Source organism: Qipengyuania sp. SM2512, assembly GCF_054954005.1.
This window is the reverse complement of record NZ_CM143134.1, coordinates 2,721,009-2,742,666: the sequence shown is the minus strand read 5'-3', so window position 1 is coordinate 2,742,666 and position 21,658 is coordinate 2,721,009. Positions and strand designations below refer to the sequence as shown.

Here is a 21,658-nt window from a genome sequence, read left to right as displayed (position 1 = left end):
GGGTTCAGGCGTCGATCAATTCCTTGTCGAGCTCACCCGCGCGATTCTGGATGAAGTTGAAGCGGTGTTCGGGGTTGCGGCCCATCAGATGGTCGACCAGTTCCTTGACCACCGCGCGGTCCTCGAATTCGGTCGGCAGGGTGATGCGGATCAGGCTGCGGCTGGCGGGATCCATGGTGGTCTCGCGCAATTGCTGCGGGTTCATCTCGCCCAGGCCCTTGAAGCGCCCGACATCGACCTTCTTGCCCTTGAACACCGTCGCCTCGAGTTCGGCGCGCTGTTCCTCGTCGCGCGCGTAGCGGCTCTCCTTGCCCGCGGTCAGCCGGTAGAGCGGCGGCTGCGCGAGGAACAGATGCCCGGCGCGGACGATCTCGGTCATCTCCTGGAAGAAGAAGGTCATCAGCAGCGTGGCGATGTGCGCGCCGTCGACATCGGCATCGGTCATGATGATGATCCGGTCGTAGCGCAGCGAGCCGGGGTCGCAATCCTTGCGCACCCCGCAGCCCATCGCCAGCGTCAGATCGGCGATCTCGGCATTGGCGCGGATCTTGTCGGCGCTGGCGCTGGCGACGTTGAGGATCTTGCCGCGGATCGGCAGGATCGCCTGAGTCTTGCGGTTGCGCGCCTGCTTGGCGCTGCCCCCGGCACTGTCGCCCTCGACGATGAACAGCTCGGTCTCGGCTTCGGTCTCGCCCGAACAGTCGGTGAGCTTGCCCGGCAGCCGCAGCTTCTTGGCATTGGTCGCGGTCTTGCGCTTGATCTCGCGTTCCTGCTTGCGGCGCAGGCGCTCGTCCATCCGCTCCATCACCTCGCCGAGCAGCGCCTTGCCGCGCTCCATATTGTCGGAAAGGAAATGGTCGAAATGGTCGCGCATCGCGGTCTCGACCAGCCGCGCGGCTTCGGGCGAGGTCAGCCGGTCCTTGGTCTGGCTCTGGAACTGCGGTTCGCGGATAAAGACGCTGAGCATCACCTCGGCACCGGTCATTACGTCGTCGGCGCTGATGTCCTTCGCCTTTTTGGTCCCGGTCAGCTCGCCGAAAGCGCGCAGCCCCTTGGCCAGCGCGGCGCGCAGACCCTGTTCGTGGGTGCCGCCATCGGGGGTCGGTACGGTGTTGCAATACCAGCTGGTCGAGCCGTCGGAATAGAGCGGCCAGGCGATCGCCCATTCAGCGCGGCCCTGCGAGATGCCATCCTCGACCGTTGCGAAATCGTGGCGCCCGGCGAAGGGCTGCGCGGTGACGCAGGGGCGCTCGCCGATCTGCTCTGCGAGATGGTCGGTAAGCCCGCCGGGAAACTTGAAAGTCGCTTCCTCGGGGACCTCTTCGCTGGCGAGGCTGGCGGCGCATTTCCAGCGGATTTCGACCCCGGCGAAGAGATAGGCCTTGGAGCGGGTCAGCTTGAACAGGCGTTTGGCGCTGAAGGACCGGTCGCCGAAGATCTGCGTGTCGGGGGTGAAGGCGACGGTGGTGCCGCGCCGGTTGGGGGTGGGGCCGAGCTCCTCGATCGGGCCCAGCGATTCTCCGCGCGCGAATTCCTGCGCATAGAGCTGCCGGTCGCGCGCGACCTCGACGCGGGTGTGGCTCGAGAGCGCGTTGACCACGCTGATCCCGACCCCGTGCAGCCCGCCGCTGGTGGCATAGGCCTTGCCCGAGAACTTGCCGCCCGAGTGGAGCGTCGAGAGGATCACCTCGAGCGTGGACTTGCCGGGATATTTGGGATGTTCGGCCACGGGGATGCCGCGGCCGTTGTCGGAAACCGTGACCCGGTTGTTCTCGTCCAGCCGCAGTTCGATCCGCGTCGCGTGTCCAGCGACCGCTTCGTCCATCGCGTTGTCGAGCACCTCGGCGACGAGATGGTGCAGCGCGCGGTCGTCGACGCCGCCGATATACATGCCCGGGCGACGCCGGACCGGTTCTAGCCCTTCGAGCACCTCGATCGAGGATGCGTCGTAATCGCCGCTCGAGGCGGGGGTGTTTTCGAACAGATCGTCAGACATGGGATCAGCTATATCGCGCGCGAATCGCCGGCGGCAAGCGAGCCCACGGTCTTATCGTCAGTGTTGGCCCTCAAGACGGCGCGCGCTCAGTCCTCGAAGCGGGTCGGCGCGGCATCGACGATCGCCACTTCGCCGTCGCGGATCTCGCGCACTTCGAAGCTGCGCTCGACCACGCCATCTCGCTGGAAGCGGAAGGCTCCGTCGAGCCCGAGGAAACCGCCGCGGTCGCGCAGGTTCGCGGTGGGGAAATCGCGGCCCACCCGCCAGTCCTGCGCCACCCGCAGCGCCAGTAGCACGGCGTCGTAGCCGAGCGTCGAGATGCGATAGGGCTGGCCTCCGAAGCGGGCCTCATAGCTGTCGACGAACCGGCGATAGCGATTGTCCGACACCGCGGAGAAGATCGCGCCGCGCAGGGCTGGCGCGCGGGTCACCGCAACCTCGCCGCTCCACAATTCGGTGCCGAGGATACGGGTGTCCTGGCCGCCTACGCGCGCCCCCGCCTGCTGCGCCAGCCGCGGGGAGTCCGCGATCAGCACCGTGTCGTAGCCGCCGCGGCTGCGCAACCTGTCGGCGGCCGACATGATCGAGGTGTTGCCGCGGGCGTAGCGTTCGGCGCCGGTAATGCGTCCGCCATAGGACTGCACCGCGCCCTGCAGCGCCGCCTCGGCGCGGCGACCGTATTCGCCCTCGGGTGCGATCACCGCGAAATCGCGAGCGCCCTGGGTGCGGGCATATTGCACCGAGCGGCGGATCGACTGTTCGGGAATATGCCCCATGACGAAGACATCGGGCGAAGCGATCGCGGCGTCGTTGGAAAAGGAAATCAGCGGCACATCGGCGGGCCGCGCCTCGGCCAGCACCGCGCCGACATTGTCGCCCATCAGCGGGCCGAGGATCAGCTTGTTGCCATCCGCGATCGCGCGCCGCGCGGCGTCGCGCGCATTGCCCGAGGTGTCGTAGGTGGTGATCCGCAGATTGCCCGCATCGGTGTCGAGCAGCGCCATCGTGGCAGCGTTGGCGATCGATTGACCGACCGCGCCGTTCTGGCCCGACATCGGCACCAGCAGCGCGATACGGTGATGTGTCTGGTCGTCGGGCAGCGCGGTGGCGCTGGGCATCGGTGTCGGGGTCTCGACCGGACGGCGGACCGGTTCACCGCTCTTGGGGATGATCGAGCAGGCGCCGAGCAAGGCCGCCAGGCCGGTGACCGCGATCTGCCGACGGGTGATTGTAAAGCGCTTCATCCTTGCCGCGTCCCTCATTGCTGGTTCATGGGTTCGCCGTGAACGAAACCGCATCCTCTGTGCCAGAACCTCTTGAACCCGGGCTCTATATCGTCGCGACCCCGATTGGCAATCTTGGGGATATCACCATGCGCGCCGCCGATGTGCTGCGGCGCTGCGACGGCGTGGCCTGCGAGGATACCCGCGTCACCGGCAAGCTGATGAAGCATCTCGGGATCTCGAAGCCCCTTTGGCGCTATGACGACCACAGCGAACACCGCGACCGCGACCGCTTGGTGGACTCGATGCGGAGCCGCGCGGTGGCGCTGGTGAGCGATGCCGGCACCCCGCTGGTGTCCGACCCAGGCTATCGGTTGGTCAATGATTGCCGCGCCGAGGGTATTGCAGTCACCGTGCTACCGGGCGCCTGTGCCGCGATCGCGGGGCTGAGCGTCTCGGGCCTGCCCAATGACCGCTTTCTGTTTGCCGGCTTCCTGCCGAGCAAGGACAAGGCGCGGCGCGACGTGCTGGCCGAACTGGCCGATATCGAGGCGACGCTGATCTTCTACGACACCGCGCCCCGGCTGACCAAATCGCTCGCCGCGATCGGCGAGGCTCTTCCCGACCGCGAGATTGCGGTGGCGCGCGAACTCACCAAGATCCACGAGGAACTGCGCCGCGGGCTCGCCGACGGGCTGATCGCCTGGTTCGAGACGCATCCCCCGAAGGGAGAGATCGTGCTGCTGATCGGACCGCCGTTGGGAAAACAGCAGGCCAGCGCGGCAGATGCCGATGCGCTGCTGCTCGAGGCGCTCGAGACCAGCAAGGCTTCGCAGGCGGTCGCGCAAGTGGCGAAGGCCACCGGGCTCGACCGCAAGCTGCTCTACGCCCGCGCGATGGAGCTCAAGCGCGGATGAAGCGCCAGCTCGCCGAGCGGAGCGGGCGCGAGGGAGAGAGACGCGCCGCCCTCTGGCTGCGGGCGAAGGGTTGGCGCATTCTGGCAAGCCGGGTGAAGACCCCGCGCGGCGAGATCGACTTGGTCGCGCGGCGCGGATCGCTGGTCGCCTTCGTCGAGGTCAAATACCGCCGCCGCCGGGCCGAGCTCGATTTCGCGATCGACGAACGCCGGCTGGGGCGGGTGGCGGCCGCAGTGGAATGCGTTGCGCATGAATATGCCGGCGAGGGCGACGATATAAGGATCGACGTCATCCTCCTTGCGCCGGGCAGCCTGCCACGCCACATCGCCAACGCCTGGCAGCCCTGAGGCTTCGCCGCACCGAACCGCTATTTCGAGGTAATTCCCATGAGCCTACGCGTCGCCGTCCAGATGGACCCGATGGCATCGATCAAGATCGCCGGCGATTCCTCCTTCGCTCTGATGGAGGCCGCGCAGGCGCGCGGGCATTCGCTGTTCCATTACGATGTCGGCAGCCTTGCCTGGGAAAGCGACGGCAGCCCGCGCGGCAAGATCACCGCGCATGCCGCGCCGGTGACGGTCCAGCGGGTCGGGGGCGATCATTTCGACATCGGCGAATGCCGGCGGATCGATCTGGCGCGCGATGTCGACGTCGTGCTGATGCGGCAGGATCCGCCCTTCGATCTGGGCTATATCAGCGCCGCGCTGATCCTCGACCGGCTGCGCGGCGAGACGCTGGTGGTCAATGATCCGCGCGAGGTGGTCAACGCACCCGAGAAGATGTTCGTGCTCGATTATGCGCGCTTCATGCCGCCGACCCTGATCGCGCGCAGCATCGAGGATGTCCGCGCGTTTCACGCGCAGCACGGCGCGGTGGTGGTCAAGCCGCTGCACGGCAATGGCGGCAAGGCGATCTTCCTCGTGGACGAGGCCGGGACCAATCTTTCCGCACTGTTCGAGGTCTTCAACCAGACCTGGCCCGAGCCGCATATGGTCCAGCCCTTCCTCCCCGAGGTCGCGGATGGCGACAAGCGGATCGTGCTGGTCGATGGCGAATTTGCAGGCGCGATCAACCGCAAACCGGGCGAGGGCGAGTTCCGCTCCAACCTCGCGCAGGGCGGCTACGCCGAGGCCGCCGGGCTGACCGCGCGCGAAGAGGAAATCTGCGCCGCGATGGGCCCTGAGCTCAAGCGCCGCGGGCTGGTCTTTGTCGGGATCGACGTGATCGGCGGCACATGGCTGACCGAGATCAACGTCACCAGCCCGACCGGGATCGTCGCGATCGACCGCTTCAACGGCACCGATACTGCGGGCCTGATCTGGGACGCGATCGAAAAGCGAGCTGCGGCGTGAACGCATCGCGGCTGCGGCCGTTGGGCTGACATGGATTCGCTCATCGTCGCCATCGTCGAACGCCTCGGCCTCGCCGGGATCGCCTTGCTCATGGCGCTGGAGAACGTCTTCCCGCCGATGCCTTCGGAAGCCATCATGGGCTCTGCGGCGCTGGCGATCGAACGGGGATCGTTGCAGTTCTGGCCGGTGATGATCGTCGCCACCCTGGGTACACTCGCGGGCAATTACGCCTGGTTCTGGATCGGCGACCGCTGGGGCTACGAGCGGCTTGGCCCTTTCATCGACCGCTGGGGCCGATGGCTCACGCTCGAATGGGAAGACGTCGAGCGAGCGATGGTGTTCTTCGAGCGGCACGGACACTGGGTGGTGCTGTTTCTGAGGGCGGCGCCCTTCATGCGCACCATGATCAGCCTGCCCGCAGGACTGGCGCATATGAACACGATCAAGTTCTGCGTCTTCACCGCGATCGGCGCCGCTTTGTGGAACGCGATCCTGATCGGCGGAATGCAATGGCTCTCGCGCACGTTCGAGAACACCGATGTCGTCAGCTGGGTCATCATCGCCACCCTTGTGGCGGCGGTAGTAGCCTATGTCTGGCGGCTCGCGACTTGGACGCCGCGCAGCCAGCGCTGAGCCGCTACTCGCTCGATTCGCGCGGATGCGCGCCGCGATAGGTTGCGAGCAGGCTGGCGGCATCGACTCGGGTGTAGATCTGCGTCGAACCGAGGCTGGCATGGCCCAGCAGTTCCTGCAGGCTGCGCAGATCGGCACCGGCGCCCAGCAGATGGGTCGCGAAACTGTGACGGAGCGCATGCGGGGTCGCCGTTGCCGGCAGGCCAAGCACGATCCGCGCCCGCGCGGTCGCCTTCTGAACCACGCCCTGCGACAGCGCTCCGCCGCGCGCGCCGCGGAACAGCAGATCATTCGCGTCCAGCGGGAAGGGCAGTTTCGCGGCGTAGTCCGCGACCGCTTCGGCGACGATGGGCAGGATCGGCACCACGCGCTGCTTGCCGCCCTTGCCGGTCACCGACAGGCGCTCGCCCAGCGGCAGGTCGCCGAGCCGAAGCGACAGCGCCTCGGCGATCCGCAAACCCGCGCCATAGAGCAGCAGCAGCACCGCGCGGTCGCGCGAGCCGATCCAGTCCTCACCGGCCAGCGAATGGACGGTGTCGGCGAGATTGACCGCCTCGTCGGGCGTGACGGGGCGGGGCAGGCCCTTCTTGATCCGCGGTCCGCGCAGCCGCGGCCCGCATGCCCCGGGCGCGCCCGCCTGCTCGCGGGCAAAGCCGACGAACCCCTTGAGTGCCGAGAGTTCGCGCGCCGCCGAAGCATTGGAAAGCCCCTCGGTGCGGCGAGCAGCGAGCTGACCGCGCAGCGCCACCGTATCGAGCTTCGCCACCGCAGCCCAGTCGTCGAGCCCAAGCCGCTGCACCAGCCGCTGCGCCGCGGCGCAATAGGCGCGAACCGTGTGCGGCGAGCGGCGGCGGGTCTGCGCGAGATAATCGTGCCAGGCGCCCAGCAGCGCCTCGCGCGTCACGCGGCCACCAGCTCGCCGGCGACCAGATCGCCGAGCAGCGCATCGAGCAGCGGCATGCCGGCATCGGTGACCACGATCCGCGAACCCTCGGTGTCGACCAGGCCGAGATCGCGGTGCAGCGCCAGCTTGCCTTCGTCGATCAGCTCGCCACGGACAAAGCCGAACCGCGAGGTCAGGTCTGCGCAATCGACGCCTTCGCGCAATCGCAGCCCCATCAACAGCGCCTCGGTCGCCTGTTCGGCGCGGGTCAGCGCGCGCTCCTCGACTAGCCCGTGACCAGAAAGCTCGATAGCGGCCAGGTAGTTCTCGGGCTTGCGGTGCCGCATGGTGGCCATCCCGCAGCGCCGGCCATGAGCGCCCGGCCCAATCCCGGCATAGTCGCGGTAGCGCCAATAGGCGAGATTGTGGCGGCTCTCCTCGCCGGGGCGCGCGTGATTGCTGATCTCGTAGGCGGGCAGACCGGCGGAAGCGGTCATTTCGCGGGTCAGCGCGAACATATCCGCTGCATTCTCGTCGTCGAGCGGCGTGAAGACACCGCGGCGGACATCGGTGGCGAAGCGCGTCGCCGCCTCGATGGTCAGCTGGTAGAGCGAGAGATGGCCGGTGCCGAAGGCGAGCCCACGCTCGAGCTCGGTGCGCCAGGCGGTTTCGTCCTGACCAGGGCGGGCATAGATCAGATCGAAGGACACCCGCGCGAAATGGCGCTGCGCCACTTCGATGGCGGAAACGGCTTCGCTTGCGTCGTGCAACCGCCCCAGGAACCGCAGCGCCTCGTCCTCGAAGGACTGCACCCCGAGCGAGACGCGGTTGACCCCGGCACCCGCGAGCGCGGCGAACTTCGCGGCTTCGACCGACGAGGGGTTCGCTTCCAGCGTGATCTCGATTCCGGGCGCGAATCCCCATAGCCGCTCGGCTTCGCCGAGCAGGCGCGCGACCAAGGCCGGCGGCATCAGGCTGGGGGTGCCGCCGCCGAAAAAAATGCTCTCGAGCTTTTCGCCGCCGGCCGCCTGCGCTTCGTGGCGCAGATCCGCCAGCAGCGCCGCTTCCCACTGGGATTGCACGATTGTCTCGCGAACATGGCTGTTGAAGTCGCAATAGGGACACTTCGCCAGACAGAACGGCCAGTGGATGTAGAGGGCTTTCGCCATGGTTTCCTTCAGCGAATCTTAACGTGCTGGACGCAATTTCGAGCGAATGGGTCGGATCGGGAAATTTTCGCTGCTCGGCAGCGCCATCGCCTTCATATGTGCCACGGCTGCGCCCCTGTTCGCAAGCGAAGCCTCGTGGCGGGGCGGGGCCGCGGCCGATCGGGAGGCGCGGGTGCAGAACGCCGCCTATGGGTTCCAACAGCAAAGCGGATTTGCTTCGCGCATTCTGGGAAGCCACAATGCCGAACGCGATCGGCTGCGGTTGCCGCGGCTGAAGTGGAACCCCCATCTCGAACGCGAAGCCGCCGAATGGGCGCACTCGCTCGGACGTCGCGGCGTGCTCGAACACGCCGGCGGATCCGACCGCAACGGCACCGGCGAAAATCTGTGGATGGGAACCGCTGGCGGCTGGGACGTGGAAACGATGGTCGGGATGTTCCTCGACGAGCGCAAGCACTACCGCCACGGCGCTTTTCCGAATGTGTCAAAGACCGGCAATTGGGCCGACGTCGGGCATTACACGCAGATCGTCTGGCGCGACACGCGCGAGGTCGGCTGCGCCATGGTCACCGCGCGCGGCAACGACGTGCTGGTGTGCCGCTATTATCCGGCGGGCAATGTCTGGGGTGCCCGCGCCTTCTGAGCGGTTTGCGCGCTCAGCCGAACTGTTCGGTTACCAGCTTGTCAAAGGCATCGGCGCGGTGGCTGATGCGGTGCTTCTCTTCCGGTTCCAGCTCGGCAAAGGTGCGCTCCATCCCCTCGGGCACGAACACCGGATCATAGCCGAACCCCAGTTTTCCGCGCGGCGGCCAGGTCAGACTGCCGGGCGCGCGGCCTTCGTAGACCGCGCTCTCGCCATCGGGCCAGGCCAGCGCCAGCACGCAATGGAACGCCGCGGCGCGCGACACATCGGGCCCGCGCTCCTGCAGCATGCCCTCGACCTTGCCCATTGCCATGAACCAGTCGCGGCCCGCATCGCCATCGAACCATTGCCGCTCGGCCCAATCGGCGGTGTAGACCCCGGGCCGCCCGTCGAGCGCCTCGACCGCGAGCCCGCTGTCGTCGGCCAGCGCGACGATGCCCGAGGCTGCGGCTGCGGCATGCGCTTTCAACAAAGCGTTTTGAACGAAGGTCGTCCCGGTCTCCGCCGGCTCGGGCAGTCCAAGCGAACCGGCCGACAGGCAATTGAGCCCATGCGGTTCGAGCAGCGCCGAAATTTCCTTCAGCTTGCCCGCATTGTGCGTGGCGATCACCAGCGAGCCCGGGCCGAGACGGCGGGTCACCGGCGCACGGCCTCCTCCTGCGCCGCGAAGATGCGGTCGCAGCCGATCCGCGCGAGCCGCAGCAGGCGCAGCAGGCCTTCCTCGTCATAGGCCGCGCCCTCGGCGGTGGCCTGCGCCTCGGCGATCTTGCCGCCTTCGAGCAGGACGAAATTGGCATCCGCCTCGGCGTTGGAATCCTCGGGATAGTCGAGATCGAGCACCGGCGTGCCCTGATAGATGCCGCAGGAGACCGCAGCGATCTTGGACAGGATCGGATCATGGCTGATCGCGCCGCTCTTCATCAATCCGTCAACCGCGAGCCGCAGCGCCACCCAGGCGCCAGAGATCGCCGCAGTGCGCGTCCCGCCATCCGCCTGGATGACGTCGCAGTCCAAGGTGATCTGCCGTTCGCCCAGCTTCTTGAGGTCGACCACCGAACGCAGGCTGCGCCCGATCAGTCGCTGGATTTCCTGCGTCCGGCCCGACTGCTTGCCGCGCGCCGCCTCGCGATCGCCGCGGGTATGGGTGGCGCGCGGGAGCATCGAATATTCGCCGGTAACCCAGCCCTGGCCCTTGCCGCGCAGCCACGGCGGGGTGCGGTCTTCGATGCTGGCGGTGCACAGCACGCGGGTGTCGCCGAAGCTGATCAGGCACGAGCCCTCGGCGTGCTTGGTGAAGCCGGTCTCGATGGTGATGGCGCGCATTTCGTCGGGCGCACGTCCTGAAGGTCGCATGGGAGTCTCCGCAAATGGTTCTGGCGCGCGTATGGCGCGGGTGATCGTGCCGAGCCGATAGGCGCTTGGGGCTTGAGGGCGCAAGCGATCTGTCTAGACACGCTAGCATGGTTTCGCCCCCGCTCACCGAACTGACCGATCGCGCCCGCGACATCTTCCGCATGGTGGTCGAGGGCTATCTCGACAGCGGCCAGCCGGTGGGTTCGAAAACGCTCTCGAGCGACAGCGGGCTCAACCTCTCGCCGGCCTCTATCCGCTCGGTTTTGGCCGAGCTCGAACAGCGCGGCCTGCTCTCCGCGCCGCACACCAGCGCCGGGCGAATGCCGACCGAAAGCGGGCTGCGGCTGTTCGTCGACGCGATGATGCAGGTGGGCGAACCGACCGAAAGCGAGCGGGCCGCGATCGAGCAGCGCATCGCCCAGCCGGGCCCGATCGAGCGCGCGCTCGAGCAGACCAGTGCGCTGTTGTCCGATCTTTCGGGTGCGGCGGGGATGGTGATGGTGCCGCCGCGCGAATCGCGGCTGGCGCAGATCTCGCTGACCGCGCTCGACGCCAACCGGGTGCTCGCGGTGCTGGTGGCCGAGGACGGCCATGTCGAGAACCGAATCCTCGCGCTGTCGGCCGCAGCGCTGGGCACCTCGCTCGAACAGGCGAGCAATTATCTCACCGCAAAGAGCGCGGGGCGAACGCTCGCCGAGGCGTCGCGCCATATCGAGCACGAGATCGCCAATGGCCGCACCGCGCTCGACGATGCGAGCCGCGACCTGGTTTCGCGCGGCCTCGCCACCTGGTCGCAGGATGCCGCCGAGCGCCCGGTGCTGATCGTCCGTGGCCAGGCCAAGCTGCTCGACGATGCCGCGTTGTCGGATATCGAGCGGGTCCGCTCGCTGCTCGACGATCTCGAAAGCAAGCAATCGGTCGCCGAATTGCTCGAGAATGCGCGCCACGCCGAAGCCACGCGGATCTTCATCGGCAGCGAGAACCGATTGTTCTCGCTCTCGGGCTCGTCGGTGATCGCCGCGCCCTATCGCGACCGCGATGGCAAGGTCGTCGGTGTGCTCGGCGTGATCGGTCCGACTCGGTTGAATTACGCCCGAGTCGTGCCCATGGTAGATTTCACGGCCCGGCAACTGGGCAAACGTATCGGATAGAACGGGAATTTTCGTGAGCGACGACAACAAGAGCAAGCCGCGCGACGCTGCGGTCGAGAAGGAAATGGAAGGCGTGCCGGAGGAACTCCGCGACGATGGCTCGGAAGTTGATTCCGAAGTTGATGCCCAGAACGGCGAGGATTCGCTCGGCGAAGCGCTGGCCGCGCTGCGCGGCGATCTCGAGACCGCGAAGCAGGACGTGCTCTACGCCAAGGCGGATGCGCAGAACGTGCGCCGGCGCGCCGAGAAGGATGTCCAGGACGCGCGCAATTACGCCGCGACCGGCTTTGCGCGCGACATTCTGAGCGTCGCCGACAATCTCGGCCGGGCGGTCGACTCGGTGCCCGCGGAGATCCGCGAGGACGAGAAGATGAAGGGTTTCATCATCGGAATCGAGGCGACCCAGCGCGAACTCGACAAGGTGTTCGGGCAGCACGGGATCACCCGGATCGCCGCGAAGGGCCTGCCGCTCGATCCCAACCAGCATCAGGCGATGATGGAAGTGCCGACGGACGATCACGAGCCGGGCACGATCGTGCAGGAAATGCAGGCCGGCTACATGATCAAGGACCGCCTGCTGCGGCCCTCAATGGTGGCCGTCGCCAAGAAGCCGGACTGACCGTCTCTGTGCCGGCACGGGGCAATCTGGACGGAGATCGCGAGACCTTCGTCACCCATCTCGAATGCTCGCTGACCGGCGAACGCTACGAGGCCGACCGGCTCCACGGCCTGTCTTCGGCGGGACGGCCCCTGCTGGTGCGCTACGATCTCGAAGCGCTCGGCAAGGCGCTGGCGCGCGGCACGCTCGAAGCGCGGCCCACCGATTTGTGGCGCTGGCGCGAACTGCTCCCGGTGCGGCGCACCGGCAGCATCGTCAGCCTCGGTGAGATCGAAACCCCGCTGATCCCGATCCCGAAGTCGGGCGGTCCCAACGTGCTGGTCAAGGACGAGGGTCGTCTGCCCACCGGCAGCTTCAAGGCACGCGGGCTGGTGATGGCGGTGGCGATGGCCAAGGAGCTCGGCGTCACCAGGATCGCGATGCCGACCAATGGCAATGCCGGCGCCGCGCTGGCCGCCTATGCCACCCGCGCCGGGATCGAGACCGTGGTACTGTGTCCTGACGACACGCCCGAGATCAATGTCCGCGAGATCGCCGCGCAAGGGGCGCGGGTGTACCGCGTCAATGGGTTGATCGACGAATGCGGCGCGATCGTGGGGAAGGGCGCCGCCGAAGGACTGTGGTTCGATTTCTCCACGCTCAAGGAACCCTACCGGATCGAGGGCAAGAAGACGATGGGGCTCGAACTCGCCGCGCAGCTCGGCTGGCGGCTGCCCAGGGCGATCTTCTACCTCACTGGCGGAGGCACCGGGCTGATCGGGATGTGGAAGGCCTTCGACGAGCTCGAGCAGCTCGGCTGGATCGGCTCGGAGCGACCCAAGATGTTCGCGGTGCAGGCCAGCGGCTGCGCGCCGATCGTCCGCGCCTTCGAGGGTGGCGAGGAACACGCCGAGCGGTGGGAGAATGCCCATACGGTCGCCGCAGGCATCCGCGTTCCCAAGGCAGTGGGCGATTTCCTGATTCTGCGCGCGGTTCGCGAAAGCGGCGGCAGGGCGATCGCGGTCGAGGAACAGGACCTGCTGCGCGCCACCGCCGAGAGCGCAGCGCAGGACGGGATGCTGCTGTGCCCCGAAGGCGGCGCGACGCTCGCTGCCTGGCGCCATGCCGTGGCGCAAGGCTGGGTCGAGGCGGAAGACGAGGCGGTGCTGTTCAACTGCGCGACCGGGCTCAAATATCCGCTGTCCGACCAGTCGGCGACTCTCGACAAGGACGCTCTTCCGGATCTGGCCAGCCTTTAGATTCCGGGAACCCGCGCGCTCTCCGGACGTAATTGCGCAACAGGGTTCAAACGGAGAAAAATCATGAAAACCAAACTTCTGCTCGTCCCCGCACTGGCGATGTCGACCATGACCCTCGGCGCCTGCGCCGAGAACTACGCTGCCGAGGGCGCTGGGATCGGCGCCGCTGCCGGCGCCGGTCTGGCCGCAGTCACAGGCGGCGACATCGCGCGCTTTGCGCTCGCGGGCGCCGCGGCCGGTGGTCTGGCCGGCTACTTTTCCGACAAGAACGATGGCTGCGACGGCTACGATCGCGACGGCTATCTCGACGAAGACTGCTTCGGCACACGCGGCTATCCGGTCGATCCGCGCCGGTAAGCTCTGATCTTCAAACCGATCTACAAGGCCCCGCCCGGCGCTTAGCCGGTGCGGGGCCTTTTGCTGGGCGGCACACCTGCCGCTACCCCGCGCCCTCGAAACGGACGAGCAAATCGTAGGATGACGGATCGGCGACGCCTGCTACTCGCACGCCGTTCCTCAGCCAGAACGCGTGTTTGACGATCTCGGCCTGCTGTTCGATCCCGTAGCGTTCGAGCGGCCAGCCCGGCCTGAGACTGTAGTCATACCGCGCCCACGGCATCCGCCGCGTAACCAGATACCAGTCGCCGCGCGTCTGCGTCTGCCACACATGGGTCAGCTCATGAATCAGCAATCCCTGCCGGATCACGCTTTCGCGCGAGAAATCGTCGCAATAACCGCTGCCAAGCGGATGAAAATGCAGATGTCCGCGCGGCGCCATCGTCACGGCTTTGGGCTGTAGCGGAAACCATTTGCGCCGCCGGATCCTCACCGGCCCGCAATCGAGCGCAGTGCCGAAGACCGAACGCGCGATGCGGATTTCGCCCGCGGTCAGCGCGCGCTCGCCGCCGACGGGGCAGGGCGCCGGCCGCTCGGTCTCGCCTGTGGTCAGCGCGCGTCGCCTGCCGACTGGATGGGCACATCGAAACTGTGCTTGTCGCCGTTCGCCAGGGTGAGGGTAACCTCGGTGGTTCCGCCTGCCACCAGGTCGGGAGACAGATCGAAAGCCATGACATGCTTGCCGCCGGGCTCGAAGCTCGCGTTTGCGCCGGGCTGCAGCGCCAGCGGCGGCATCTGCTCCATCGTCATCATGCCGCCCGCTCCCGACATGTCGTGCAATTCGGCCCGTTCCGCCCCCTCGACATAGGCGCTGGCGATGGTCGTTTCACCTTCGCCGTCATAGGCGATGTCGAAATAGACCGCCGCTGGATTGCCCGCCACCGGGGGAAGCATCATCCGGCCGTTGGTGATCTCCAGCCCGGAGGCTCGGTCAATTTCACCCTCCTCGGCCGGAGCCTCGCCGCCCTGCGAACAGGCGCCCAGAAAGGCCCCGGTTCCGGCGAGCAACAGGGCGGCGTAAAGCGGCTTCAACATTGGAAATTCCCTCAAAACTACGGTGCGTTTTCTAGCGGGGTGCCTCCCTTGTGCCAAGGAATTGCGCACCTATATCCTCGAGGTAACCGAGCCGCCGAAAGGTTCCGCCTGTCATGGGGAACCGTCCGCGCGGCGTCCAATCAGTAGAAGCAGATGGGGAATCCATGAGCAAAGTTATCGGTATCGACCTCGGCACAACCAATAGCTGCATCGCAGTTATGGACGGGGGCAAGCCCAAGGTCATCGAGAATTCCGAAGGCGCGCGCACCACGCCGTCGATCGTCGCCTTCACAAAGGATGGCGAGCGCCTGATCGGCCAGCCGGCGAAGCGCCAGGCGGTCACCAATCCCGACAACACGCTGTTCGCGATCAAGCGCCTGATCGGGCGCCGCTTCGACGATCCCATGACCAAGAAGGACATGGATCTCGTTCCCTACGACATCGTCAAGGGCAAGAACGGCGACGCCTGGGTCGAAGCCGGCGGCGAGGATTATTCCCCCAGCCAGGTTTCGGCCTTCATCTTGCAGAAGATGAAAGAGACGGCGGAAAGCTATCTCGGCGAAACCGTCACCCAGGCGGTCATCACCGTTCCCGCATACTTCAACGACGCCCAGCGTCAGGCCACCAAGGACGCCGGCCAGATCGCCGGTCTCGAAGTGCTGCGCATCATCAACGAGCCGACCGCGGCCGCACTCGCCTACGGAATGGACAAGGACGAGGGCAAGACCATCGCGGTCTACGATCTCGGCGGCGGCACCTTCGACGTCTCCGTGCTCGAGATCGGCGACGGTGTCTTCGAGGTGAAGTCGACCAATGGCGACACCTTCCTCGGCGGCGAGGATTTCGACAGCGCGATCGTCGAATATCTCGCCAACCAGTTCGAGAAGAAGGAGAACATGGATCTGCGCAAGGACAAGCTTGCGCTCCAGCGTCTCAAGGAAGCTGCCGAAAAGGCCAAGATCGAACTGTCTTCGGCGGCAACCACCGAGGTCAACCTGCCCTTCATCACCGCACGCATGGAAGGCGGCAGCTCCACTCCGCTGCATCTGGTCGAAACGATCAGCCGCTCCGATCTGGAAAAGCTGGTGGGCGATCTGATCAAGCGGACGCTCGAGCCCTGCAAGAAGGCGCTGGCCGATGCCGGCGTCACCAAGGACGAGATCGACGAGGTGATCCTGGTCGGCGGTATGACCCGCATGCCGCGGGTCCGCGAAGTGGTCGAGGAATTCTTCGGCTCCAAGCCGCACACCGGCGTGAACCCCGATGAAGTCGTCGCCATGGGCGCGGCGATCCAGGCCGGCGTGCTGCAGGGCGACGTCAAGGACGTGCTGCTGCTCGACGTGACCCCGCTGTCGCTGGGCATCGAAACTCTGGGCGGCGTGTTCACCCGGATGATCGACCGGAACACCACCATCCCGACCAAGAAGAGCCAGACCTATTCGACCGCCGAGGACAATCAGCAGGCGGTGACGATCAAGGTCTTCCAGGGCGAACGCGAGATGGCGGCCGACAACAAGCTGCTCGGCAATTTCGACCTCGTCGGGATTCCCTCCGCGCCGCGCGGCGTGCCGCAGATCGAGGTCACTTTCGACATCGACGCCAACGGCATCGTCAACGTCAGCGCCAAGGATAAGGGCACCGGCAAGGAACAGACGATCAAGATCCAGGCGTCGGGCGGTCTGTCCGACAACGACATCGATCAGATGGTCCGGGATGCGGAGAAGTTCGCCGAGGAAGACAAGAAGCGCAAGGAAGCGGCCGAAGCCCGCAACCAGGCAGACAGTCTCGTCCACACGACCGAGAAGCAGCTGGAAGAGCATGGCGACAAGCTCGAGGCCGATCTCAAGAGCGAAGTCGAGGCGAAGATCGCCGAGGTGAAGACCGCGCTCGAGACCGACGATCCGGCCAAGATCAACACCGCCGCGCAGGAACTGACCCAGGTCGCCATGAAGATGGGCCAGACCATCTACGAGCAGGAGCAGGCCAAGGCCGCGCCTGCCGATGGCGAAGCCGCCGCCGGCGATACCGGTTCGAGCGACGAGGACGTCGTCGACGCGGAATTCTCCGAGGTCGACGAAGACAGCAACAAGGGCTGATTGCCCGATGAAGACCCCGCCGCCACCGGTGCTAGCCAGCGCCGGTGGCGGTTAGGTATTTGGCGGGAGAATTTATGTCAGCCACCGAAATCGATTTTTACGAATTGCTGGGCGTCTCGCGCGATGCGGACGGCGGCACCATCAAATCCGCCTATCGCAAGCTCGCGATGAAGCACCACCCGGATCGCAATCCGGGCTGCGCGGACAGCGAAGCCAAGTTCAAGGCGATCAGCGTCGCCTACGACTGCCTCAAGGACCCGCAGAAGCGCGCGGCCTACGACCGCTACGGCATGGAAGCCTTCCAGCAGGGCATGGGCGGCGGCGCGGGCCAGCAGGGCTTCGGCGATATCGGCGATATCTTCGAGACCATCTTCGGCCAGGCCTTCGGCGGCGGCGCCCAGCGCGGGCCGCGCCGCGGCGCCGATCTGCGCTACGACATGCAGGTCACGCTGGAAGAGGCTTTTCACGGCAAGGACACCCAGGTCGAGATCGAGGTCTCGAAGCAATGTGACGATTGCCACGGCAGCGGCGCCCGTCCGGGGACCCGCGCACGCGCCTGCAATCTGTGTCAGGGCCACGGCAAGGTTCGCGCCAAGCAGGGGTTCTTCGTGGTCGAACGGCCATGCCCCAATTGCCACGGCCGCGGCGAGGTCATCACTGATCCGTGCCGCACCTGCCGGGGCGAGGGGAGGGTCGATACCCCGCAGACGCTCGATGTCGAAATCCCGCCCGGTGTGGACACCGGCACGCGGATTCGCCTCTCGGGCAAGGGTGAGGCGGGGCCGCAGGGCGCGCCTCCGGGCGATCTCTACATCTTCGTTCACATCGCGCCGCATGCGATCTTCCAGCGCGAGGGAACGACGCTCGCCACTCGCGTGCCGATCAGTTTCACCCAGGCTGCGCTCGGCGGCGAGATCGAAATTCTCGATCTTTCGGGCGAGGCGGTTTCGCTGTCGATCCCGGCGGGTATCCAGTCGGGTAAGCAATTGCGGCACCGCGGCGCGGGCATGCCCGTGCTTCAGGGTCGCGGGCGCGGCGATCTGGTAGTGGAAATCGCGGTCGAGACCCCGACGAAGCTTACCAAAGAGCAGCGCGCCCTGCTTGAACAGTTCCGCGAGACCGAGACCGGCGACGAATGTCCCGAGAGCCGCGGCTTCTTCGAGAAGCTCAAGACCGTTCTGGGCGCCTAACCGCCGCTATTCGGGCATCCGCTCGGCGATCTCGCCGCGCAGCGAATCGATCAGCCCGGCCGAACACCGACCCGCCGCGTCTTCCTCGTCGAGAATGGCGAGGAAGGCGGCGCGTTTGAAACTGCGGGTTTCCTCCTCGGGGAGCCGGTCCTCGAGCGTGGAGCCGACCAGGTCGATCATCCGCTCGGCGCCGTGGAGCCGGCCCCAGAGATAATCGTTCTCGCGATAGGCACGGCTGAAGAAGGCACCGAAATTGTAGAACTCGGTCCCGCGCAAGGTCGCACGGGTGCCGCCTTCGCGTATGCTGCGCGCATCCTCGGGCGAGATGCGATCGACCTTGGCGGGATCGAATTCCGACAGTCCCTCGTCGCGCAGCAGCGCCAGCGTCGCCACATCGTAATAGGGAAACCCCAGATAGGTCAGCAGCATCCGCCGCTTGAGGTCCTTTGGCATCTGCGCCAGCGCCTCGGCGAGCAGCAGTTCCGCCTCGTCGTCGACCTGCGGCAGCAGCCGGTTGTTCTCGAGATGATCGAGCACGGCCGCGGGGTTCTGAAGCACATTCTGGGCCAGCTCGCCGAAATCCGGACCGAGCGAGCCAAGCCCCTCGCGGTCGAAATAGAGCGCCAATATCCCGTAGAGCGCATCGCGCGCGGTCTCCAGCGCAGCGTCGGGAATGTCGGGATCGGCCTCCCAGTCGCGCGCCAGTCGCTGCGCCAGCAATCGCAGGCGGCGGATGCGAAACCCCAGGTCGTGCGCGCGGAAAAAGGCGATCGCGCCCTCATGCGCGCCGCCGCCGGGTGCCGAGAGGCTTTCGAGCCCGCGCCTCGCCAGCTCCTGGCGGAATACCGCCTCGATCCCCTGCGCATCGGGCAGGCCCAGTTGCGGCGCCGCCTCGAGCGTCAGCCTGGCGAGCCGGGCGACGATGCCCGAGACCTTGGTTTGGGCGTAGGACTGGAAGGCGTAACCCGCCTGTTCCGCCGCCGCGGTCTGCGCGCGCTGGCGCCAGTTGCTCAGCCGCCGTGCGGTGGGCTTGTCGAGGAACAGCGTGCGCCCGAACAGCCGGTCGACCGCACCTTCCACATCGGGACGCAGCCGCGTGACGATCCGCCGCAGCCGCAGCGCCTCGCGGCTCTGCATCTCGAGCGCTTCGAGATTGTCGCGGATCGGCTGCTCGCGCGGGATGGCGGAGAGCGATCCGAGGATTGCCGAGAAGAACCCCACCGGCTTGCTTTCGATCTCGCGCGACGCGCCCGAGCGGTCGGGGCGCGGGTCGACATAGACGAAGCGGCGGTCGACCTCGCGCTGCGCGGGGCGCCCCTGCAGCGCCGCGATCGCACCCTCGAAGGGCTTGTTGACCAGCACCGAGCCGTCGATCAGCGACACCCGGTCGATCGTGTCGTTGCGCAGGTGGACCGGCATGATCCGTTCGAGGAAATTCTGGCGGTTGATCCAGGCACGCCCGGTCTTTTCCGCCAGCTCGTCGATTTCCGCGACCTGCAGCGGCGGGAAGGCGCCGGGGAAGCTGGCGGTGGCGCGCGCGGCAAACACCAGCTCGACCGGATCGGCGAAATTCTGGCCGCCCGAACAGGGCGTCCGGCTGCGGAAATCGATCGGCATGCGATGCTCGCTTTCCTCCACCACCGGGGGGCTGTTGAGCCGCAGCAGCGAGAGGTGGCCGTGGAAATCGGTGGCGGTGACGAACAGGTCGAGCGGGTGCCGCGGCGGCAGCAGCGGCGCCTCGGGTTCGGTCCGCGCCATTGCGGCGAATGCGCGCTCGAGCAGCGCCGAAAACCCCGAGCCGCTGAACGGCGGTTCGAACCAGCGCCCGCGCATGAAGCGCGAGACCTTGCGGCGGACCTCGTCGCGCGTCTCCGGGGCCACGCTCTCGCTGACCAGATTGTCGGGCCGGCTGAGCACCCAGCGCACCAGCGGCTGGGTCCAGAACTTGGCGAAGCGCCACATCGGGCGGGCATCGGAATCGACCAGTTCGTCGACATCGGCCATATCGAGCCAGAGCTCGGTCAGCGGGTCGAGCGAATAGCCCGAATGCACCGCCTGGGCGAGAAAGACCGCGTTGATCCCGCCCGCGCTCGCGCCGGTGAGAATGTCGGGGAGCACGCGCAGCCGCAGCTGCCGCTCGGCCTCGATATGCTCGAGCAGTTCGCGATAGACACCCGCAACCCCGCCGGGCTTCTCGCTGCCGCTGTGATAAGCGCGGCTGGCGCGTGCGAGGTGCCAGACCTCTTTGGTGACCCCGTGCATATAGACCGCGAGGCTGACCCCGCCGTAACAGACCAGCGCTATCCTGAGTTCTTTTTGCCGCATCGCGGCGACAGTGGCGCAGCCGCGCGGCGAAGGCAATTGCGTTCCTGAAACGTTCCGGTTATCGCGCCGTCATGGCCAAACCCAAACGCCGCTATGTCTGCCAGGCCTGTGGCAGCGTCTCGCACCGCTGGCAGGGGCAATGCCCCGATTGCGCGGAATGGAACACGCTGGTCGAGGACGCGCCCGCCACGGTGTTCGCGCAGAAGCACGATCTGTCGAGCGGGGGGCGCGGGATCGAGTTCGTCTCGCTCGACAAGCCCGGCGCCCTGCCGGTGCGCGCAACCACCGGGCTGGCGGAATTCGACCGCGCGCTTGGAGGCGGGCTGGTGCCCGGCTCGGCAATCCTGATGGGCGGCGATCCCGGGATCGGCAAATCGACGCTGCTGCTCCAGGCTGCGGCCGCAGTCGCGCGCGCAGGCAAGCCCTGCATCTATGTCAGCGGCGAGGAAGCCACAGCGCAGGTGCGGATGCGCGCCGGCCGGCTCGGGCTGGCGGATGCTCCGGTGCGGCTCGCGGCCGCCACAAGCGTGCGCGATATCCTCACCACGCTGGGGCAGGGCGAACCGCCCGCGCTGCTGGTGATCGATTCGATCCAGACCATGCATTCGGACAGCATCGAAGGCGCGCCCGGCACTGTCAGCCAGGTGCGCGGCTGCGCCTTCGAACTGATCCGCTACGCCAAGGAAAACGGCGTCGCGCTGGTCCTCGTCGGCCATGTCACAAAGGACGGTTCGATCGCCGGCCCGCGCGTGCTCGAGCATATGGTCGATGTCGTGATGAGCTTCGAGGGCGAGCGCAGCCACCAGTACCGTATCCTGCGCGCGCTCAAGAACCGCTTCGGCGCGGTCGACGAGATCGGCGTGTTCTCGATGGCGGGCGACGGGCTGGAGGAAGTCGCCAACCCCTCGATGCTGTTCCTTTCGGGGCGGCAGGAGCAACTCGCGGGCAGCGCGGTGTTCCCGGCGATGGAGGGTACCAGGCCGGTACTGGTCGAGATCCAGGCGCTGATCGTCCGCCTACAGTCGGGCGCCACCCCGCGCCGCGCGGTGGTGGGGTGGGACAATGGCCGGATGGCGATGCTGCTGGCGGTGCTCGAGGCGCGCTGCGGGCTCAACTTCAGCTCGGCGGAGGTCTATCTCAATGTCGCCGGGGGATACCGCCTGTCCGATCCCGCCGCCGATCTGGCGGTCGCCGCAGCGCTGGTCAGCGCGCTCGCCGACAAGCCGCTGCCCGCGCGCAGCGTCTGGCTGGGGGAGGTCTCGCTCGCGGGCGAGATCCGCTCGGTCGCGCATGCCCCGCTGCGGCTGCGCGAGGCGGCCAAGCTGGGTTTCGAGCGCGGGTTCGGACCGCGCGACGTCGATCACGCCTCTGCCAAGCTGGAATATCGCGAGGTTGGCCAGTTGCCCATTCTCGTCGACCGCGTCATGGGGGGTACATAG

21 protein-coding genes are annotated in these 21,658 nt (G+C 66.9%); 12 read left to right on the top strand and 9 right to left on the bottom strand.

What is annotated here, in order from left to right:
• Positions 1 to 4: 4 nt before the first annotated feature.
• Both parE and ACQ5J0_RS13620 read right to left on the bottom strand, forming a co-directional pair.
• Positions 5 to 1,996 carry a DNA topoisomerase IV subunit B gene (parE, locus tag ACQ5J0_RS13625; RefSeq protein ID WP_462568096.1) on the bottom strand — a complete coding sequence of 664 codons (1,992 nt, stop codon included), beginning with the start codon at positions 1,994 to 1,996 and terminating at the stop codon, positions 5 to 7.
• Positions 1,997 to 2,082: 86 nt separating this feature from the next.
• Positions 2,083 to 3,240 (bottom strand): penicillin-binding protein activator, encoded by a 1,158-nt coding sequence (locus tag ACQ5J0_RS13620; protein ID WP_462568095.1) that lies wholly within the window; start codon positions 3,238 to 3,240, stop codon positions 2,083 to 2,085.
• Between the two features lie 38 nt (positions 3,241 to 3,278).
• Between ACQ5J0_RS13620 and rsmI the strand changes: the two genes are divergently transcribed.
• From rsmI to ACQ5J0_RS13600, 4 genes are read left to right on the top strand one after another with little or no spacing between them, the layout of a single operon-like run.
• On the top strand, positions 3,279 to 4,136 hold the full coding sequence (gene rsmI, locus ACQ5J0_RS13615) for a 16S rRNA (cytidine(1402)-2'-O)-methyltransferase (protein ID WP_462568094.1): 858 nt from the start codon (positions 3,279 to 3,281) through the stop codon (positions 4,134 to 4,136).
• Complete coding sequence (locus ACQ5J0_RS13610; protein ID WP_462568093.1) at positions 4,133 to 4,483, top strand: YraN family protein; 351 nt, start codon at positions 4,133 to 4,135, stop codon at positions 4,481 to 4,483. The genes rsmI and ACQ5J0_RS13610 overlap by 4 nt, the downstream gene beginning before the upstream one ends.
• Positions 4,484 to 4,522: 39 nt before the next feature.
• Positions 4,523 to 5,488, top strand: a complete 966-nt coding sequence (gene gshB / locus ACQ5J0_RS13605) for a glutathione synthase (protein WP_462568092.1) — start codon at positions 4,523 to 4,525, stop codon at positions 5,486 to 5,488.
• A gap of 30 nt (positions 5,489 to 5,518) precedes the next feature.
• Positions 5,519 to 6,121 carry a DedA family protein gene (locus ACQ5J0_RS13600; RefSeq protein ID WP_462568090.1) on the top strand — a complete coding sequence of 201 codons (603 nt, stop codon included), beginning with the start codon at positions 5,519 to 5,521 and terminating at the stop codon, positions 6,119 to 6,121.
• Positions 6,122 to 6,125: 4 nt separating this feature from the next.
• On the opposite strand, the gene ACQ5J0_RS13595 is transcribed toward ACQ5J0_RS13600, so the two are convergent.
• Together ACQ5J0_RS13595 and hemW are read right to left on the bottom strand one after the other, a co-directional pair.
• A complete protein-coding gene (locus tag ACQ5J0_RS13595; protein WP_462568088.1) occupies positions 6,126 to 7,025 on the bottom strand; it encodes a tyrosine recombinase XerC in 900 nt (299 codons plus the stop codon).
• Positions 7,022 to 8,173 carry a radical SAM family heme chaperone HemW gene (hemW, locus tag ACQ5J0_RS13590; RefSeq protein WP_462568086.1) on the bottom strand — a complete coding sequence of 384 codons (1,152 nt, stop codon included), beginning with the start codon at positions 8,171 to 8,173 and terminating at the stop codon, positions 7,022 to 7,024. The genes ACQ5J0_RS13595 and hemW overlap by 4 nt, the downstream gene beginning before the upstream one ends.
• 46 nt (positions 8,174 to 8,219) lie before the next feature.
• Here hemW and ACQ5J0_RS13585 point away from each other — a divergent pair, with 46 nt between their 5' ends.
• Positions 8,220 to 8,816, top strand: coding sequence for a CAP domain-containing protein (locus ACQ5J0_RS13585; protein ID WP_462568084.1), 597 nt, complete (start codon positions 8,220 to 8,222; stop codon positions 8,814 to 8,816).
• 13 nt (positions 8,817 to 8,829) lie between these two features.
• On the opposite strand, the gene rdgB is transcribed toward ACQ5J0_RS13585, so the two are convergent.
• Together rdgB and rph are read right to left on the bottom strand one after the other, a co-directional pair.
• On the bottom strand, positions 8,830 to 9,456 hold the full coding sequence (gene rdgB / locus ACQ5J0_RS13580) for an RdgB/HAM1 family non-canonical purine NTP pyrophosphatase (protein WP_462568083.1): 627 nt from the start codon (positions 9,454 to 9,456) through the stop codon (positions 8,830 to 8,832).
• Complete coding sequence (gene rph / locus ACQ5J0_RS13575; protein ID WP_462568081.1) at positions 9,453 to 10,169, bottom strand: ribonuclease PH; 717 nt, start codon at positions 10,167 to 10,169, stop codon at positions 9,453 to 9,455. Before rph ends, rdgB begins: the two co-directional genes overlap by 4 nt.
• 107 nt (positions 10,170 to 10,276) lie before the next feature.
• Here rph and hrcA point away from each other — a divergent pair, with 107 nt between their 5' ends.
• The 4 genes from hrcA to ACQ5J0_RS13555 all read left to right on the top strand — a co-directional run bounded on the left by hrcA (position 10,277) and on the right by ACQ5J0_RS13555 (position 13,534).
• Positions 10,277 to 11,320 carry a heat-inducible transcriptional repressor HrcA gene (gene hrcA, locus ACQ5J0_RS13570; protein WP_462568079.1) on the top strand — a complete coding sequence of 348 codons (1,044 nt, stop codon included), beginning with the start codon at positions 10,277 to 10,279 and terminating at the stop codon, positions 11,318 to 11,320.
• Between the two features lie 64 nt (positions 11,321 to 11,384).
• On the top strand, positions 11,385 to 11,939 hold the full coding sequence (gene grpE / locus ACQ5J0_RS13565) for a nucleotide exchange factor GrpE (RefSeq protein WP_462570125.1): 555 nt from the start codon (positions 11,385 to 11,387) through the stop codon (positions 11,937 to 11,939).
• Between the two features lie 8 nt (positions 11,940 to 11,947).
• Complete coding sequence (locus tag ACQ5J0_RS13560) at positions 11,948 to 13,177, top strand: threonine synthase (protein WP_462568078.1); 1,230 nt, start codon at positions 11,948 to 11,950, stop codon at positions 13,175 to 13,177.
• Between the two features lie 63 nt (positions 13,178 to 13,240).
• Complete coding sequence (locus tag ACQ5J0_RS13555) at positions 13,241 to 13,534, top strand: hypothetical protein (RefSeq protein ID WP_462568076.1); 294 nt, start codon at positions 13,241 to 13,243, stop codon at positions 13,532 to 13,534.
• A gap of 82 nt (positions 13,535 to 13,616) precedes the next feature.
• On the opposite strand, the gene ACQ5J0_RS13550 is transcribed toward ACQ5J0_RS13555, so the two are convergent.
• Together ACQ5J0_RS13550 and ACQ5J0_RS13545 are read right to left on the bottom strand one after the other, a co-directional pair.
• Positions 13,617 to 14,126 carry a vgr related protein gene (locus ACQ5J0_RS13550; RefSeq protein WP_462570124.1) on the bottom strand — a complete coding sequence of 170 codons (510 nt, stop codon included), beginning with the start codon at positions 14,124 to 14,126 and terminating at the stop codon, positions 13,617 to 13,619.
• The gene (locus ACQ5J0_RS13545) at positions 14,123 to 14,608 is read right to left on the bottom strand and encodes a copper chaperone PCu(A)C (protein WP_462568074.1); all 486 of its coding nucleotides are present in this window, start codon (positions 14,606 to 14,608) and stop codon (positions 14,123 to 14,125) included. The genes ACQ5J0_RS13550 and ACQ5J0_RS13545 overlap by 4 nt, the downstream gene beginning before the upstream one ends.
• A 164-nt stretch (positions 14,609 to 14,772) precedes the next feature.
• Between ACQ5J0_RS13545 and dnaK the strand changes: the two genes are divergently transcribed.
• Together dnaK and dnaJ are read left to right on the top strand one after the other, a co-directional pair.
• The gene (gene dnaK / locus ACQ5J0_RS13540) at positions 14,773 to 16,704 is read left to right on the top strand and encodes a molecular chaperone DnaK (RefSeq protein WP_462568072.1); all 1,932 of its coding nucleotides are present in this window, start codon (positions 14,773 to 14,775) and stop codon (positions 16,702 to 16,704) included.
• Positions 16,705 to 16,778: 74 nt separating this feature from the next.
• Entirely contained in the window at positions 16,779 to 17,894 is a 1,116-nt protein-coding gene (dnaJ, locus tag ACQ5J0_RS13535; RefSeq protein ID WP_462568070.1) for a molecular chaperone DnaJ, read from the top strand.
• Positions 17,895 to 17,900: 6 nt separating this feature from the next.
• Here dnaJ and ACQ5J0_RS13530 read toward each other — a convergent pair whose 3' ends face one another.
• Positions 17,901 to 20,219, bottom strand: a complete 2,319-nt coding sequence (locus ACQ5J0_RS13530) for a patatin-like protein (RefSeq protein ID WP_462568068.1) — start codon at positions 20,217 to 20,219, stop codon at positions 17,901 to 17,903.
• 71 nt (positions 20,220 to 20,290) lie between these two features.
• Between ACQ5J0_RS13530 and radA the strand changes: the two genes are divergently transcribed.
• Positions 20,291 to 21,658 carry a DNA repair protein RadA gene (gene radA / locus ACQ5J0_RS13525; RefSeq protein WP_462568067.1) on the top strand — a complete coding sequence of 456 codons (1,368 nt, stop codon included), beginning with the start codon at positions 20,291 to 20,293 and terminating at the stop codon, positions 21,656 to 21,658.

Coding starts and splice junctions, on each gene's coding strand:
- rph (WP_462568081.1), bottom strand. CDS start 10,169: ATGCGACCTTCAGGACGTGCGCCCGACGAAATGCGCGCCATCACCATC.
- dnaJ (WP_462568070.1), top strand. CDS start 16,779: ATGTCAGCCACCGAAATCGATTTTTACGAATTGCTGGGCGTCTCGCGC.
- hrcA (WP_462568079.1), top strand. CDS start 10,277: ATGGTTTCGCCCCCGCTCACCGAACTGACCGATCGCGCCCGCGACATC.
- ACQ5J0_RS13600 (WP_462568090.1), top strand. CDS start 5,519: ATGGATTCGCTCATCGTCGCCATCGTCGAACGCCTCGGCCTCGCCGGG.
- hemW (WP_462568086.1), bottom strand. CDS start 8,173: ATGGCGAAAGCCCTCTACATCCACTGGCCGTTCTGTCTGGCGAAGTGT.
- ACQ5J0_RS13585 (WP_462568084.1), top strand. CDS start 8,220: ATGGGTCGGATCGGGAAATTTTCGCTGCTCGGCAGCGCCATCGCCTTC.
- ACQ5J0_RS13530 (WP_462568068.1), bottom strand. CDS start 20,219: ATGCGGCAAAAAGAACTCAGGATAGCGCTGGTCTGTTACGGCGGGGTC.
- ACQ5J0_RS13620 (WP_462568095.1), bottom strand. CDS start 3,240: ATGAAGCGCTTTACAATCACCCGTCGGCAGATCGCGGTCACCGGCCTG.
- parE (WP_462568096.1), bottom strand. CDS start 1,996: ATGTCTGACGATCTGTTCGAAAACACCCCCGCCTCGAGCGGCGATTAC.
- dnaK (WP_462568072.1), top strand. CDS start 14,773: ATGAGCAAAGTTATCGGTATCGACCTCGGCACAACCAATAGCTGCATC.
- ACQ5J0_RS13555 (WP_462568076.1), top strand. CDS start 13,241: ATGAAAACCAAACTTCTGCTCGTCCCCGCACTGGCGATGTCGACCATG.
- ACQ5J0_RS13610 (WP_462568093.1), top strand. CDS start 4,133: ATGAAGCGCCAGCTCGCCGAGCGGAGCGGGCGCGAGGGAGAGAGACGC.
- radA (WP_462568067.1), top strand. CDS start 20,291: ATGGCCAAACCCAAACGCCGCTATGTCTGCCAGGCCTGTGGCAGCGTC.
- ACQ5J0_RS13545 (WP_462568074.1), bottom strand. CDS start 14,608: ATGTTGAAGCCGCTTTACGCCGCCCTGTTGCTCGCCGGAACCGGGGCC.
- grpE (WP_462570125.1), top strand. CDS start 11,385: ATGGAAGGCGTGCCGGAGGAACTCCGCGACGATGGCTCGGAAGTTGAT.
- gshB (WP_462568092.1), top strand. CDS start 4,523: ATGAGCCTACGCGTCGCCGTCCAGATGGACCCGATGGCATCGATCAAG.